At 37.1% G+C, this 14,759-nt stretch carries 16 protein-coding genes, 1 tRNA gene, 1 other RNA gene and 1 other annotated feature; of the genes, 4 read left to right on the top strand and 14 right to left on the bottom strand.

From position 1 onward, the window contains the following. Positions 1–138: 138 nt before the first annotated feature. From COL05_RS26025 to tadA, 7 genes are all read right to left on the bottom strand, one after another. Positions 139–408 carry a pro-sigmaK processing inhibitor BofA family protein gene (locus COL05_RS26025; protein ID WP_098670687.1) on the bottom strand — a complete coding sequence of 90 codons (270 nt, stop codon included), beginning with the start codon at positions 406–408 and terminating at the stop codon, positions 139–141. Between the two features lie 264 nt (positions 409–672). Then, positions 673–894 carry a YaaL family protein gene (locus COL05_RS26030; protein ID WP_000466020.1) on the bottom strand — a complete coding sequence of 74 codons (222 nt, stop codon included), beginning with the start codon at positions 892–894 and terminating at the stop codon, positions 673–675. 14 nt (positions 895–908) lie between these two features. Further along, positions 909–1,505 carry a recombination protein RecR gene (gene recR, locus COL05_RS26035; RefSeq protein WP_000559169.1) on the bottom strand — a complete coding sequence of 199 codons (597 nt, stop codon included), beginning with the start codon at positions 1,503–1,505 and terminating at the stop codon, positions 909–911. A 14-nt stretch (positions 1,506–1,519) separates the two neighbouring features. Then, the gene (locus COL05_RS26040; protein WP_001996460.1) at positions 1,520–1,846 is read right to left on the bottom strand and encodes a YbaB/EbfC family nucleoid-associated protein; all 327 of its coding nucleotides are present in this window, start codon (positions 1,844–1,846) and stop codon (positions 1,520–1,522) included. A gap of 25 nt (positions 1,847–1,871) precedes the next feature. Further along, positions 1,872–3,560 (bottom strand): DNA polymerase III subunit gamma/tau, encoded by a 1,689-nt coding sequence (gene dnaX, locus COL05_RS26045; protein WP_098670688.1) that lies wholly within the window; start codon positions 3,558–3,560, stop codon positions 1,872–1,874. A gap of 132 nt (positions 3,561–3,692) precedes the next feature. Continuing rightward, an RNA gene (gene ffs, locus COL05_RS26050) (signal recognition particle sRNA large type) lies at positions 3,693–3,957 on the bottom strand. Between the two features lie 79 nt (positions 3,958–4,036). Next, a complete protein-coding gene (gene tadA / locus COL05_RS26055; protein WP_098670689.1) occupies positions 4,037–4,537 on the bottom strand; it encodes a tRNA adenosine(34) deaminase TadA in 501 nt (166 codons plus the stop codon). 107 nt (positions 4,538–4,644) lie between these two features. Between tadA and COL05_RS26065 the strand changes: the two genes are divergently transcribed. The 3 genes from COL05_RS26065 to COL05_RS26075 all read left to right on the top strand — a co-directional run bounded on the left by COL05_RS26065 (position 4,645) and on the right by COL05_RS26075 (position 6,616). Beyond that, positions 4,645–5,184, top strand: coding sequence for a cysteine hydrolase family protein (locus tag COL05_RS26065; protein ID WP_098670691.1), 540 nt, complete (start codon positions 4,645–4,647; stop codon positions 5,182–5,184). A gap of 125 nt (positions 5,185–5,309) precedes the next feature. After that, positions 5,310–5,945, top strand: a complete 636-nt coding sequence (locus tag COL05_RS26070; RefSeq protein ID WP_098670692.1) for a deoxynucleoside kinase — start codon at positions 5,310–5,312, stop codon at positions 5,943–5,945. Positions 5,946–5,947: 2 nt separating this feature from the next. Beyond that, positions 5,948–6,616: a deoxynucleoside kinase gene (locus tag COL05_RS26075; RefSeq protein ID WP_001053585.1), complete on the top strand. Its 669-nt coding sequence runs from the start codon at positions 5,948–5,950 to the stop codon at positions 6,614–6,616. 36 nt (positions 6,617–6,652) lie between these two features. On the opposite strand, the gene COL05_RS26080 is transcribed toward COL05_RS26075, so the two are convergent. From COL05_RS26080 to guaB, 7 genes are all read right to left on the bottom strand, one after another. Then, positions 6,653–7,045 carry a sigma factor-like helix-turn-helix DNA-binding protein gene (locus COL05_RS26080; protein ID WP_142337669.1) on the bottom strand — a complete coding sequence of 131 codons (393 nt, stop codon included), beginning with the start codon at positions 7,043–7,045 and terminating at the stop codon, positions 6,653–6,655. Positions 7,046–7,211: 166 nt separating this feature from the next. After that, positions 7,212–7,304 (bottom strand) — tRNA-Ser (locus COL05_RS26085). A gap of 156 nt (positions 7,305–7,460) precedes the next feature. Next, positions 7,461–8,735, bottom strand: coding sequence for a serine--tRNA ligase (serS, locus tag COL05_RS26090; protein WP_072191984.1), 1,275 nt, complete (start codon positions 8,733–8,735; stop codon positions 7,461–7,463). Positions 8,736–8,786: 51 nt separating this feature from the next. Next, positions 8,787–9,008: a binding site (T-box leader), on the bottom strand. 54 nt (positions 9,009–9,062) lie between these two features. Beyond that, entirely contained in the window at positions 9,063–9,653 is a 591-nt protein-coding gene (gene pdxT / locus COL05_RS26095; RefSeq protein ID WP_078420564.1) for a pyridoxal 5'-phosphate synthase glutaminase subunit PdxT, read from the bottom strand. A gap of 18 nt (positions 9,654–9,671) precedes the next feature. After that, positions 9,672–10,559, bottom strand: coding sequence for a pyridoxal 5'-phosphate synthase lyase subunit PdxS (gene pdxS, locus COL05_RS26100; RefSeq protein ID WP_000186156.1), 888 nt, complete (start codon positions 10,557–10,559; stop codon positions 9,672–9,674). Positions 10,560–10,720: 161 nt separating this feature from the next. Beyond that, on the bottom strand, positions 10,721–12,028 hold the full coding sequence (gene dacA, locus COL05_RS26105; protein ID WP_142337670.1) for a D-alanyl-D-alanine carboxypeptidase DacA: 1,308 nt from the start codon (positions 12,026–12,028) through the stop codon (positions 10,721–10,723). 113 nt (positions 12,029–12,141) lie between these two features. Then, a complete protein-coding gene (gene guaB, locus COL05_RS26110) occupies positions 12,142–13,605 on the bottom strand; it encodes an IMP dehydrogenase (RefSeq protein WP_098670695.1) in 1,464 nt (487 codons plus the stop codon). A 115-nt stretch (positions 13,606–13,720) separates the two neighbouring features. Between guaB and COL05_RS26115 the strand changes: the two genes are divergently transcribed. After that, a complete protein-coding gene (locus COL05_RS26115) occupies positions 13,721–14,722 on the top strand; it encodes a YaaC family protein (protein WP_098670696.1) in 1,002 nt (333 codons plus the stop codon). Positions 14,723–14,759: the final 37 nt, after the last annotated feature.

Raw genomic sequence — 14,759 nt, forward strand, 5'->3', positions numbered from 1 at the left:
GTTTCAGCGACTTTTATAATTTAACATTTCTCGTTAAATATGTCAATAACTTTTTTCTTTCGTTCCTGACGACGCTTATTAATTTACCATATTAATCATTTATTAGTCAACACCTTTTAAAAAAATGCCAAAATAAATTTATCTTGGCATGATATACAGCTTAATAACCACTAATGCAATAACACCAGGTAGACCTAATAAGCTTGTGATTGTTGCAGTCCCTAAGTTAATTGGAATATGAAAATCAAAATATGTTCCTACAACATTTACGATAAAGAGTAACGCTACTCCCAAAGTAACATGAAAAAGTGCTTTTCCTATAAAACGTAATGGCTTAGAAGAAACACCAAAAACAAGAAAAATAAAAACTAACGTAAGAATACCAACAATTATAATTGTAGAATTCATTTTTTCCTCCTTATGAATGACCTATACACAATTATTTGTATGGGACAAGACAATAAAAAAGAACATGTATCATATAACTCCAGTCGTTTTATCTCACTCACCTATATTCAATGCCACTTTCTTCATAAAAATCATTAATTGTTCTTTCCAAATGAAGTAACTACTAAATGTTTAACGAATAAAGTAAAACTTTAATCAGTGGAGGTCTTACTGCCCATTAAAACGGGATAAAATAAAAAGGTTCTGCTTTTTCAGCAAAACCTTTTACCATTGTTCCATTTTTACAGGACGACGTTTTGCTTCTTTTAACAAGAAGAAATATTTCGCCTCTGCTATTTTCAAAGAACAAAGTACATCTTGAGAGGGCTCAACACTTTGTTCAACCATTCTCTTCTGACGTAACCACTCATTCTTTACTTTTTCTAATAGTACAATTAGCTTATCATCATACTCTTTACGCAATTTACCCTTTTTTTGAAAGAACATTTTTGTTTCTCCTCTTATACTTCTCTACGACCTTCTAACGCTTTCGACAGTGTTACCTCATCTGCATATTCTAAATCTCCACCAACTGGCAGACCATGTGCAATACGAGTTACTTTAATGCCTGTCGGCTTTAAGAGGCGGGATATATACATTGCTGTAGCTTCCCCTTCAATATTAGGGTTCGTTGCTAATATTACTTCTTGTACCGTTTCATCGTGCAGTCGCTTTAAAAGTTGTGGGATATTAATATCTTCCGGTCCAATTCCCTCCATTGGAGAAATAGCACCACGTAACACGTGATATACACCTTGGTACTCTTTCATTTTTTCCATCGCGATTACATCTTTCGGTTCTTGTACTACACAAACAACTGATTGATCTCGATGCGAATCGTTACAAATATAACAAGGATCACGGTCAGTAATATGTCCGCACACAGAACAATACGCTAAGTCTCGCTTCGCATTTACAAGTGCTTTTGCAAAACCTAACACATCGTCTTCTTTCATATCTAACACAAAAAATGCCAATCGAACCGCTGTTTTCGGTCCGATTCCTGGCAATTTCATAAAACTATCAATTAGTTTTGATATTGGTTCTGGATAATGCATATATCAATATCCTCCTAGAACATTCCACCTGGTAAGTTTAAGCCTTTTGTAAATTTACCCATTGTAGAGTTTGAAAGTTCATCAGCTTTTTTCAGCGCATCGTTCGTTGCAGCTAACACTAAGTCTTGTAACATTTCGATATCTTCTGGATCTACAACTTCTTCTTTCACTTTCACTTCAAGAATTTGCTTATGACCATTTGCAATAACTGTGATCATACCGCCACCAGCTGTACCTTCAACTGTTTTTTCACCAAGTTCTTCTTGCGCTTTTGCCATTTCCTTTTGCATCTTTTGCATTTGTTTCATCATGTTATTCATATTTCCCATTCCGCCACGCATCATAATTAATTCCTCCTAATTTTTATTACTCTTTTATTTCAATAAGTTCTTGCCCTACTAATTTTACGGCCTCTTCTATAAGAGGATCCTCTTTTTTCTCTGGGCTTTCTTCAGAAGCTCCGCCTTCACGCTGTAAAAAATCTTCACGGATTTTACCCCATTCACTTTTTGGAATGGCAATCATATTCAATCTTTTACTTAGCAATTCAAATAAAGCTTGCTCTACTGTATCCATAGCTTCTCGATTTTCGCTTGCCATTTTACAGTGAATTTCATATTGAAAAGCTAAAACGTAAGTATCATCCGAAGCTGCTACCGGTTCGCTATTTTCTAATAAAACAGCAAACGCTACTTTGTTGTATGCTTTGAGTCTTCCTAACAACTCACCCCATACGGCTTTTAATTGTTCTAAATCTTGACGCTTTGCTTGCTTTAATACTTCATTTACGCGCCCGACAGGAATCTTCATACTTCCTGTCCGTACTGGCTTTGGTGCTGCACGCGTCTCTCTGACTTCCTGCTGCACACCGGCCGGCACACCATTCTTCTTAACTTGTTCTAACTCTTTCTCCAATTGCTGCATCCTGTTCATAATTGCTTGTAAACGATCCGCACCGTTTGCTTGCATCATAAACTGTTGACACAGTTGTACCATAACAACTTCTAAGAAAATTCGAGGATGATTTGTCCACTTCATTTCCTGTTGTGCTTTACTAAGAGTATGAATGATCTCATAGATCACTCCCGGTTGCATTTCTTCACTTAACGTCCGGAATTGCTCATCTACCATTACTCGTTCCAACATATGTTCCAATTGTGGTGAAGTTTGATATAAAAGCATATCACGATAATAGTAAATGAAATCTTCCATAAATCGAACTGGATCTTTCCCTTTACCCATCATCTCATCTATGATACGTAATGCTCTCGATACATCATTTTCACGTATACATTCTACTAAGTTGCCTAAGTATTGCTGAGAAACCGAACCTGTTACAGCTAATACATCTTCTGTCGTAACTGTCTCATCACTATAAGATATTGCTTGATCAATAAGGCTAAGCGCATCACGCATACCACCTTCAGCGGCACGTGCAACAATTTGCAACGCCTCATCTTCTACTTGCGTACCTTCATTGGTCACAACCGTCGATAATCTCTCAACAATATCATTTACTGATATCTTTCGAAATTCGAAACGTTGACAACGCGAAATGATTGTAGGCGGTATCTTATGTGGTTCTGTTGTCGCTAAAATAAAGATGACATGTCCTGGCGGCTCTTCTAATGTTTTTAAAAGCGCATTGAAGGCACCCATAGAAAGCATGTGAACTTCATCAATAATGTATACTTTATATTCTACAGCACTTGGAGCATATTTTACTTTATCTCTAATATCTCGAATTTCATCTACACCGTTATTTGAAGCCGCATCAATTTCTAATACATCCGAAATAGACCCTTGTGTAATCCCCAAACAAGAAGGACATTCATTACAAGGTTCAGCTACGGGAGCATGTTCACAGTTGATTGCTTTTGCAAATACTTTTGCAATTGTCGTTTTTCCTGTTCCCCTCGGCCCAGAAAATAAATAAGCATGTGAAACTTTCTCTTGAAGAAGGGCATTTTGCAACGTTTTTGTCACGTGCTTTTGACCGACTACATCTTCAAACTTTTGCGGTCTCCATGTTCGGTATAACGCTTGGTATGACACGAAAATACGGCCTCCCTCAAAGGTTATTATCTCATTTATTATAACCCATTCTGTTTATAGATTCCAAAAGTTATTTTCTATACAAAAAACCCACCTTAGTATTAAGGTGGGTTTTGTATACATATATAACTGCCGTGCACCTTCCGTCGATTACGTACCATAAGCGTTACTCAAGCAGTTAGCTCGGTTCAGGCACTCCTGCGGCACACGAGAAGACCCGCTTATTGCTGCTTCCTTCCGGACCTGACAAGGTTCACGGGGTCCCGTTGCGCAGGACCCAAACGTCAACACCACTTACTTAAGGCAGACCTTACAGCAACATAACCTCGAGAAGGGATTCGGCCTCGCTAGAGCGGATTGCGAGTATAGGGCACCGCTACCTCCCCGCTTAGCACGGCAAAGTTAAAACCAATATTCGGTTGCCTTCATTAAAGGCACTATCAGTATAACTTGTTTTTTTATAAAATGCAAATACGTTAATTCTCGTTGCTTTTCTCCAATTTCTTAATCGCTTTTCTTTTTTTACGAAGTTCTCTAAAAAAGTTTGTTAACAGCGTACCGCACTCTTCTTCTAATACGCCAGCTACTACTTCACATTGATGATTAAAGCGTTCATCCGTTAAAAGATTCATCAATGTTCCTGCACATCCACCTTTCGGATCGCTTGCACCATATACAACTCGCTTCACCCTTGATAAAACAATTCCACCGGCACACATTGGACAAGGCTCTAATGTTACATATAACGTCGCATCTTCTAAACGCCATGTCCCTAATTTTTTGCACGCTTCATCAATGGCTAACAACTCAGCATGAGCTATTGATCTTTGCTCAGTTTCCCTTAAATTATGAGCAACACTAATGACTTCCCCATTTAATACTATAATTGCACCAATCGGTACTTCTTGTATTGCCTCTGCTTTTTTAGCCTCTTCGATTGCTAACTGCATAAAATAAATATCTTGATCTTGTTCCATAACATAGTCCTTTCATTACAAATAAAGTACACTTATTTCCATTTACTACACATGGGATAACTTTTATAAATTCAATCCACCCTAAGAAAAAAGAGAGGGGATTACATATGAAAAACACTGCCTTACTCATTATCGATATGATTAACGATTTTCAATTTTCACACGGGCCCATCCTAGCCAAAAAATGCGAAATTATAACAAATCCTATTTTACAATTAAAGAAAACAATGAAATCCTTCGGCTACCCCATAATTTATATTAATGACCATTATCAACTTTGGAGATCTGATATCGACCAACTAATTACTCATTGTACAAATGAGTATAGTGAAAATATCATTCATAAGATTGCTCCAAATTCTGATGATTATATTTTCATTAAACCACATTACTCTGCTTTTTATGAAACACCTTTAAATTCTTTATTAGGCTATCTAAAAATAGAAAACCTAATATTAACAGGCGTTGCCGGTAATATATGTATACTCTTTACAGCTAACGATGCTCATATGAGAAATTATACATTGTATGTACCACAGGACTGTATTGCCTCTAATCATGATCAGGATAACGTGCATGCTTTAAAAATAATGGAAGCCACATTAAAAGCAAATATAGTCCCTTCATCTCAAATAAAATTTAATTAATACATATATCTATTTTCTAACTTTTTATAGCAAATTAACCCGCTCGCTTCCCTCTTGTGCTACAATAATTCTGTTTTGTGTTTTTAGTAGCCACGGTAAATTACTGATTGAAAGGAGGAAACAGCGTGACCGGAGTACCATTTATCACGGTTGAAGGACCAATTGGTGTTGGAAAGACTTCACTTGCGAAGGAAATTTCAACTCACATGCAACTCCACTTACTAAAAGAGATTGTTGATGAAAACCCCTTTTTAGGAAAGTTCTATGAAGACATCGACGAATGGAGTTTTCAAACAGAGATGTTCTTTCTTTGTAATAGATACAAACAATTAGAAGATATTAACATAAAGTATTTGAATCAAAGGAAGCCAGTAGTAGCGGATTATCATATATTTAAAAATGTAATTTTTGCATCCCGTACATTAAAAGATTCTCAATATGACAAGTACATGCAAATCTACCGTATCCTTACACAAGATATGCCTGTGCCAAATGTTATCGTTTATTTAACAGCTAGCCTAGAAACATTACAAAAGCGAATCGCAATGCGCGGAAGAGAATTCGAAAAAAATATGGATCCAAATTACTTACTACAGCTCACAAAAGATTACGAAACAGCAATGGAGTCTTTTAAAAAGGCTCATCCAGATATCCCAGTATTGAAATTTAACGGAGACGATATGGATTTTGTAAAAAATCCTGGCGATTTAAACGTCATCCTATCTGCCCTTCAAAATACTCTCTTAAAGGAGTCGAAATAATAATGAATTTAAGGCAAAAATATGATATACCAAATGACGCAGTAATCACTATCGCTGGAACAGTAGGTGTTGGTAAATCTACTATGACAACTGCATTAGCTAACGCTTTAGGTTATCGAACATCATTTGAAAAGGTAGATTCTAACCCGTATTTGGACAAGTTCTATGCTGATTTCACGCGCTGGAGCTTCCACTTGCAAGTATACTTTTTAGCAGAACGATTTAAAGAACAAAAAAGAATTTTTGAATACGGTGGCGGTTTTGTTCAAGATCGCTCTATCTATGAAGACACTGGCATTTTCGCAAAAATGCATCATGAAAAAGGAACAATGACGGAAACTGATTATGAAACATACAAAGGTTTATTTGACGCTATGGTCATGACTCCTTACTTCCCTCATCCAGATTTACTAATTTACTTAGAAGGTTCTTTCGATGATATCGTTGATCGTATCCAAGAACGTGGACGTCCGATGGAACAGCAAACACCAATCGAGTATTGGAAAGAGATGCATGGGCGTTACGAAAACTGGATTAATAACTTTAATTCATGTCCTGTTTTACGATTAAACATTAATGAATACGATATTTTAAAAGATGGCGATTCCATTGAACCAATTATTAAAAAAATTGGCCATTTTTTAAAACAAACACGTAAACTTGTAAAATAAAAAACCCGTGCGTACGCACGGGTTTTTTCTATTAAATTACTTCTTTTTTGTTGGAGCAATAATTTCACTCTCAGTTTTTCCAGCGTTAATACGCTGACGAACAGTACTCGTACTAATATCGTACGCTTCAGCAATCTCTTTAACAGTCATTTCTTTCCCGTTAATTACCGCTGTTAATACTTTACCTGTACGTTTTGGAGCTGCTTCTTTCTTTACAGCTTCTTTTTTAGCCTTTTTTGGTGCCTCTACTTTTGCTGCGGTTTGCTTTACATCGCAAGTGCAGCCACAAAGTTTACGGAATGTATCATCGCTAATAATGCGTGATACATTTGCACCACTGTTTAAAATTCTATTGTTCTTACAGACAGGACATTGTACATAATATAAAGTTTTTCCATCTAAAGGAAATGTTTGTATAATAAGATCCATGTTGACTCCTTTCATATCTATGAAGATAATCATCGGAATATGAGTGTGTAATAAGGACAATATATCCTTACACCATACTTTATGATTGGTTTTAAAATAAAAACTCGTTACGTGTTGGTAACGAGTTCTCCAATCTCCACTTATATGCGCTGTTGTCAATTATATCTGGAGGAGGTAGAGGGATTCGAACCCCCGCGCGACTCTCGCCGCCTGTCGGTTTTCAAGACCGATCCCTTCAGCCAGACTTGGGTATACCTCCATATTGACATCAAATATAATATCAAAAGAAAAACAGTTAGTCAACCCTACTAAAATAAATTATGAGGAAAGGAAAATTTTACTTTTCCTTTCCTACATTATAGTACTGACAACGCTCATAATTACCAATCACTCATACCGATGAATGTTTATAAATTTACTTAATAACTGTTTTTCCTCCCATATAAGGGCGAAGAACTTCTGGAATTATAATTGTACCATCTTCTTGTTGGTAGTTCTCTAAAATAGCTGCAACCGTACGTCCAATTGCAAGACCAGATCCATTTAATGTATGAACATGTTCTGGTTTGCCATTTGGCTCACGACGGAAACGGATATTTGCACGTCTCGCTTGGAAAGCCTCAAAATTACTACAAGAAGAAATTTCACGATATGTGCCATAGCTTGGAATCCATACTTCAATATCGTATTTCTTCGCTGCTGTAAATCCTAAATCGCCTGTGCACATGCTCATAACGCGATATGGCAACTCTAATAATTGTAACACGCGTTCTGCATCATTTGTTAGTTTTTCTAACTCTTCATAAGAATCTTCTGGTTTTACAAACTTTACAAGCTCTACTTTATTGAACTGATGTTGACGAATTAAGCCACGTGTATCGCGTCCAGCTGAACCTGCTTCAGAACGGAAGCAAGAGCTAAATGCAGCATATCTTATAGGCAATTGCTCTTTACTTAAAATTTCATCACGGTGCATATTTGTTACAGGTACTTCAGCTGTTGGAATTAAGAAGTAATCTTCACTTTCAATACGGAATGCATCTTCTTCAAACTTCGGAAGTTGTCCTGTTCCTGTCATGCTTGCACGGTTTACCATATACGGAGGTAATACTTCTTCATATCCGTGCTCATCAGTATGAAGGTCAAGCATAAAGCTAATTAAAGCACGCTCTAATCTTGCTCCAGCACCTTTGTAGAATACGAAGCGGCTTCCTGTTACTTTCCCAGCACGCTCAAAGTCTAGAATCCCTAAATCTGTAGCAAGATCCCAATGTGGTTTTGGTTCAAAAGCAAACTCTTTCACTTCTCCCCAAGTACGTGCTACTACATTATCATCCTCTGTTTCACCAACTGGTGCAGATTCATGAGGGATATTTGGAATAGATAACATTAATCTTTCTAGATCTTCTTCAACTGTACGAAGTTCATTATCAAGATCTTTTACTTTTTCTCCAACTTCACGCATTTCTAGAATTAAGGCTTCTGCATCTTTCTTTTCGCGCTTCAATACAGAGATTTGTTGAGATACTTCGTTACGTTTACTTTTCAGTTCCTCTGTTTGAACAAGTAGTTCTCTTCTTCTCGTATCCAACTCCTCAAAGCGACCGAAATCAGTTAAATCTTCGCCCCTATGCTGTAACTTTGCTTTTACTTCTTCAAAATTTGTACGTAGAAATTTAATATCAAGCATTATATACTCCTCCTTTTATTTTATAAAACACAAAAAACTCCCGTCCCTATATAAAGGGACGGGAGTTAACCCGCGTTGCCACCCTAGTTGAAAGCATTACCGCCTTCCTCTCAAGTAGAAATAACGGCTCTTCACCGGGAATGTTTACTAATCATACAGATATTCCACATTCCATTCCAGGATGGATTCACAAACTGTTCCTATCGATTTCCACCAACCATCGACTCTCTATAAGAAACGACATTTGTTACTACTTCCTATCAACACGCTTATTTTATAAAATTGTTACCATCAATTTACTATAATCTTATACAAGTTGCAAGTTACTTATACAACTTTTTTCATTTTCGCTTCTTTTACCATTTCTACAAAGTATGCTGTTACACGATGATCGTCCGTTAATTCCGGATGGAAAGAAGCAGCTAAAAACGGCCCTTGCCTTACCGCTACCATTCGATCGCCATGTGTAGAAAGTACCTCAACATCATCCGCTACATTTACAACATAAGGGGCACGAATAAATACGCCAACAAAATCCTCTCCCACACCTTCAATAGAAAGTGCAGCTTCGAAGCTATCTTTTTGACGTCCGAACGCATTGCGCTCAACTGTAATATCCATAGCACCAATATGTGCTTCTTCATAGCCAATAAGTGTTTTTGCAAGAAGAATCATTCCTGCACATGTACCAAACATTGGTTTACCTGACTTCGCAAATGTACGAAGTGGTTCCATGAAAGCATACTTATCAATAAGACGGCGCATTGTTGTGCTTTCACCGCCTGGTAAAATAAGACCATCAATTTCTTCAAGTTGTTCTATACGCTTTACAACAACAGCCTCGGCACCACTTGCTTCAACTGATTTTACATGTTCACGAACTGCACCTTGAAGACCTAGTACACCGATTTTCACCATTTTAAAGTTCTCCTTCAATTACCATCCACGCTCTTGCATGCGTTGTTCTGGTAATAACGTTGAAATTTCGATACCTTTCATCGCATTACCTAATCCTTTAGAAAGGCTTGCAATTAATTCATAATCTTCATAATGAGTTGTTGCTTCAACGATTGCACGTGCAAATTTCGCCGGATTCTCTGATTTGAAGATACCAGATCCAACAAATACACCATCCGCACCAAGTTGCATCATTAACGCTGCATCTGCTGGTGTTGCTACACCACCTGCTGCAAAGTTTACAACCGGTAAGCGACCAAGGCGTTTAATCTCAAGTAGTACTTCATAAGGAGCACCAGTATTTTTTGCATATGTCATTAACTCATCTTCACGTAGACTTGCAACTTGACGGATTTCTGCATTGACTTGGCGCATATGACGCACTGCCTCTACAATGTTTCCTGTTCCTGGTTCACCTTTTGTACGAAGCATAGATGCACCTTCTGCAATACGACGTGCAGCTTCTCCGATATCACGGCAACCACATACAAACGGAACTGTGTAATCACGTTTATTTAAATGGTATACTTCATCGGCAGGAGTTAATACTTCACTCTCATCGATATAGTCTACCCCTAATGATTCTAATACACGTGCTTCTACAAGGTGACCGATACGGCATTTTGCCATAACCGGAATTGACACAGCACCCATAACTTCTTCAACGATTGTTGGGTCTGCCATACGAGAAACGCCACCTGCTGCACGAATATCTGCTGGTACGCGCTCTAATGCCATAACAGCAACTGCGCCTGCCTCTTCTGCAATTTTTGCTTGTTCAGCGTTAATTACGTCCATAATAACGCCGCCTTTTTGCATTTCTGCCATTCCACGTTTTACACGTTCTGTCCCTGTTACATTTGTCATGTTACAAAAACCCCCCTAGGTGAATTGCTTTTCCCCGTTAAAGGCGAAAATTAAGAATACTCTTACATTCTACCACTAACTATCAGATGCTTGTCTACTACTTTTTCATAAAGTCGGTATGAAAAATAGGAATAAGAAAAAGCCCCTACAATGAGGAGCTTTTAAAACCAACCTTTTACTGTATCAACAGCACTATTCCATATACCACTAAAGAAAGAACCAATTCCACGCATAGAACGAGTAAACCAATTTGCTTCTTCTACTGCAGATGTTGTTACAAGGTCTATTTGTAATGACTTACCAGATAAAAATCCAGGATCATTCGCATCTTTTGGTGTAATTACCATTTGGCCAAGTGCAGCTCCTTTTTTAATAGGTGCTTCTTGTCCTTTACTTGCTTCTTTTAATTCTGTTTTATAAACATCTTTACTTCCTTTTGGCACTGGAAGCGAAACAGCTCGTTTTGTTTGAACTGCTACATCTTTATCTTTAGCATTTTCTACTCGAACCGTTTCTTGTCCTTTTACTGAAGAACCTTTTTTATACATTTGCTTCATTTCAAAGTTAGCAAATCCATAATCATATAGCTTCTTTGTTTCATCAAAACGTGCTGTATGAGAACTTGTTTTAATAACTACAGAAATAAAGCGCATACCGTTTCTTTCAACCGTACCGGTGAAGCAATCTCCTGCTTCTGGAGTTGAGCCTGTTTTCAGGCCATCTACGCCATCATATTCTTTAACTAAGCCCTTTAACATCCAGTTCCAGTTCGACATTGCAAACTTCTCTTTTTCTGGACGAAATTCTTTTTTCGGGATTTTTGCTGTATCTAACACTTTTGGATAATCTTTAATTAAATGTTGTGCTAAAGTCGCAACATCCTTTGCAGACATTTTATTTTCTTCATCCGCTGTTGTTCCTTCAGGATGCATTCCCTTTAAATCTTTATTCGTTAAACCTGTAGAATTGACAAATTTATAATTTTTCAACCCTAGTTCTTTCGATTTATCATTCATCATTTTTACGAAGTCTACTTCTTTACCTGCAATTGCTTCTGCTAATGCAATTGTTGCACCATTCGCAGAAAAGATTGCCATTGCCTCGTATAGCTCTTTCACTGTATAAGAGCCGCCATTTTCTAATGCAACATTTGATAATGAAGCATCTTGTGAAACCTTATACGCATATTCAGAAACCTTAATTTTTTGATCCCACTTAAGTTTTCCTTTATCCACTGCTTCATGAACTAAATATTCACTCATCATTTTTGTCATACTAGCAATTGATAATAATTCGTCTGCATTCTTTTGATATAAAATTTTCCCAGAATTCGCTTCAACTAAAATTGCTGCACCTGCTTCAATATTTAAAGCAGATCCTGTTTCTGCTGATGCGTTGCTATATGGTAACAACATACTACAAGCTAATGTAAGCATTGTTACTAGCGCAACGAATCTTTTGCAAAACATACCTTTCACTTTTGCTACCCCCAATATCTATGTACTCACATAACCGTTATTCTAACATAATCAAAAAAAAATAGACAGAGATATCAAATCTCCGTCTATTTGTATATGAGACATTACAATGAGTAGTTTGGAGCTTCTTTTGTAATTTGTACGTGATGAGGATGGCTTTCACGTAAACCAGCACCTGACATGCGAATGAACTGTGCATTCTCACGTAAAAATTCTAAATCTTGTGCTCCGCAATATCCCATACCTGCACGTAATCCACCAACTAATTGGTGAACTGTATCTGCTAAAGGTCCTTTATATGGTACTCGGCCTTCAATACCTTCTGGAACAAGTTTTTTATTTCCTTCTTGGAAGTAACGATCTTTACTTCCTTTTTCCATTGCTCCGACAGAACCCATACCACGATATACTTTAAATTGACGACCTTGGTAAATTTCAGTTTCACCAGGACTTTCAGCAACACCAGCAAACATACTACCTAGCATAACAACGTGTGCTCCTGCTGCTAAAGCTTTAACCATGTCACCAGAGTACTTAACACCACCGTCAGCAATAACTGGGATACCGTGTTTACGAGCCTCTGTTGCACAATCATAAACTGCTGTTAATTGTGGTACACCAACGCCGGCTACAACACGTGTTGTACAGATAGAACCTGGTCCAATACCAACCTTCACTACGTTTGCACCAGCTTCAATTAATGCCTTTGTTGCTTCAGCAGTAGCAACATTTCCAGCGATAATATTTAGTGACGGATACTTTGCACGAACTTCTTTTACTTTATCAATAACACCTTGAGAATGTCCGTGAGCTGTATCAAGTACGATTGCATCTACGCTAGCTTTTACTAATGCGTCAATACGAAGCATTGCATCAGCCGTTACACCAACTGCCGCTCCAACTAATAAGCGTCCTTGCTTATCTTTTGCGGAATTTGGGAATTCAATTACTTTTTCAATATCTTTGATTGTAATAAGCCCTTGTAATACACCGTTGTTATCAACAAGAGGGAGTTTTTCAATTTTATACTTTTGTAGGATCTTTTCAGCTTCTTCTAGCGTTGTACCAACTGGAGCTGTAATTAGCTGTTCTTTTGTCATTACGTCGGAAATTTTGATTGAGTAGTCTTGGATAAAACGCATATCACGGTTTGTAATAATACCGACTAATTTTCGTTCGTCTAAATTATTTACAACCGGTACACCTGAGATACGGTATTTTCCCATAAGATGCTCTGCATCATACACTTGATGTTCTGGAGTTAAAAAGAATGGATCTGAAATAACGCCACTTTCAGAACGTTTTACTTTATCAACTTGCTCAGCTTGTTGTTCAATAGACATGTTTTTATGGATAATTCCTAAACCGCCTTGACGAGCCATTGCTATAGCCATATCCGCTTCTGTTACTGTATCCATTCCTGCACTAATTAACGGGATGTTTAACTGTAAGCTTTCAGATAAAACTGTTTTAACACTTACTTCTCTTGGTAGTACATCTGACTTTGCTGGTACAAGTAATACATCATCAAAAGTCAAACCTTCTTTAACAAATTTAGATTCCCACATAATTGTTCCCCCCATGATACCAGAAATTATTATTAGTAGCTTATCAATTGGTTAAAATACTGTCAAGGACGTATATATATGTTAGAATTTTTAGACAATAAAAGGAGCGGAATATATGCATCAATCACATTGTACTTGGCAGCAATTAAGTTTCTTCTTTTCATCTCAAAATGTACAACGTTATCTTGCCCGTTGTTATGAAAAATCCTCCATACAAGATGCTGAAAAAAAAAGTTTCGAAAACTGTTATCCCTTTATTTATTACTTAGAGCACGGGAAAAACTATTATGAACTATATAAGGTAGCACCCTTTTCGATCCAGCCAATGCTATTATTTTATGGAATGAGTCAACTTTTTAAAGCCTGCTTACTAACTATTGACCCTAACTATCCAGAATCCACTACTGTTTTAGCTCATGGTGTTACGACACGTAAACGAAAAAAACAGGGATATCAATTTTTAGAAGATGAGGTGAAGGTGCAAAAAAATGGATTATTCACTCATGTTGCAGAACAGCTGTTTCACATGAAACACTTAGAATCAGAGAAGTTTAATATGCTGGATTTAATGGGGAATATTCCTGAATTACAAAATTTATTTCGCCATAGTCAACGAGGTACTACTTTATATAAAATTGATTTAATAAATACAAATGAACTTTCCTTTTCGGTCAGCATACTAGATCGGCTCCATATGACTGCAGAAAGATTTTCGCGTTACATTGAATCAACTTGTAAGCATCTATCCATGCAGCATGTCCCTGGGAAAACGAGCAAATCGAATTTACTTTTTACAGCTCCTATCCGATCATGGAATCCTATATATAGTACACCCTTATACTACGAATACCTTGCTGATACTTATTACTTACCACTTACAGCTGACCCTAGAAATCCTAATCCTGTATTACCCGAACTTCTTGTGCATTATTTATTGCTCTACAATTTAAGTATGATTTCTAGATATGAAACAGATTGGTGGTATGATTTACTCGGAAGCTATAGCTCTGAAGATTACCCATTTATTTATCAATTTCTTACTATTTCTGCCCAAAAAATCCCTTACTATATTTCTTCCTTTTTACTAGCAGAACCGAACCTATTTCATGGGAAATAAAAAAACACAAGTCAAATGACTTGTGTTTTTAGTTGCT

The sequence above is a fragment of the Bacillus sp. AFS059628 genome (assembly GCF_002571225.1).
GTDB lineage: Bacteria > Bacillota > Bacilli > Bacillales > Bacillaceae_G > Bacillus_A.

Bases quoted from the DNA above. Each gene is read 5' to 3' on its own strand.
- COL05_RS26025 (WP_098670687.1), bottom strand. From the start codon at position 408: ATGAATTCTACAATTATAATTGTTGGTATTCTTACGTTAGTTTTTATT.
- COL05_RS26030 (WP_000466020.1), bottom strand. From the start codon at position 894: ATGTTCTTTCAAAAAAAGGGTAAATTGCGTAAAGAGTATGATGATAAG.
- recR (WP_000559169.1), bottom strand. From the start codon at position 1,505: ATGCATTATCCAGAACCAATATCAAAACTAATTGATAGTTTTATGAAA.
- COL05_RS26040 (WP_001996460.1), bottom strand. From the start codon at position 1,846: ATGCGTGGCGGAATGGGAAATATGAATAACATGATGAAACAAATGCAA.
- tadA (WP_098670689.1), bottom strand. From the start codon at position 4,537: ATGGAACAAGATCAAGATATTTATTTTATGCAGTTAGCAATCGAAGAG.
- COL05_RS26065 (WP_098670691.1), top strand. From the start codon at position 4,645: ATGAAAAACACTGCCTTACTCATTATCGATATGATTAACGATTTTCAA.
- COL05_RS26075 (WP_001053585.1), top strand. From the start codon at position 5,948: ATGAATTTAAGGCAAAAATATGATATACCAAATGACGCAGTAATCACT.
- COL05_RS26080 (WP_142337669.1), bottom strand. From the start codon at position 7,045: ATGGATCTTATTATACAAACATTTCCTTTAGATGGAAAAACTTTATAT.
- serS (WP_072191984.1), bottom strand. From the start codon at position 8,735: ATGCTTGATATTAAATTTCTACGTACAAATTTTGAAGAAGTAAAAGCA.
- pdxT (WP_078420564.1), bottom strand. From the start codon at position 9,653: ATGGTGAAAATCGGTGTACTAGGTCTTCAAGGTGCAGTTCGTGAACAT.
- pdxS (WP_000186156.1), bottom strand. From the start codon at position 10,559: ATGACAAATGTAACAGGGACAGAACGTGTAAAACGTGGAATGGCAGAA.
- dacA (WP_142337670.1), bottom strand. From the start codon at position 12,028: ATGTTTTGCAAAAGATTCGTTGCGCTAGTAACAATGCTTACATTAGCT.
- guaB (WP_098670695.1), bottom strand. From the start codon at position 13,605: ATGTGGGAATCTAAATTTGTTAAAGAAGGTTTGACTTTTGATGATGTA.
- COL05_RS26115 (WP_098670696.1), top strand. From the start codon at position 13,721: ATGCATCAATCACATTGTACTTGGCAGCAATTAAGTTTCTTCTTTTCA.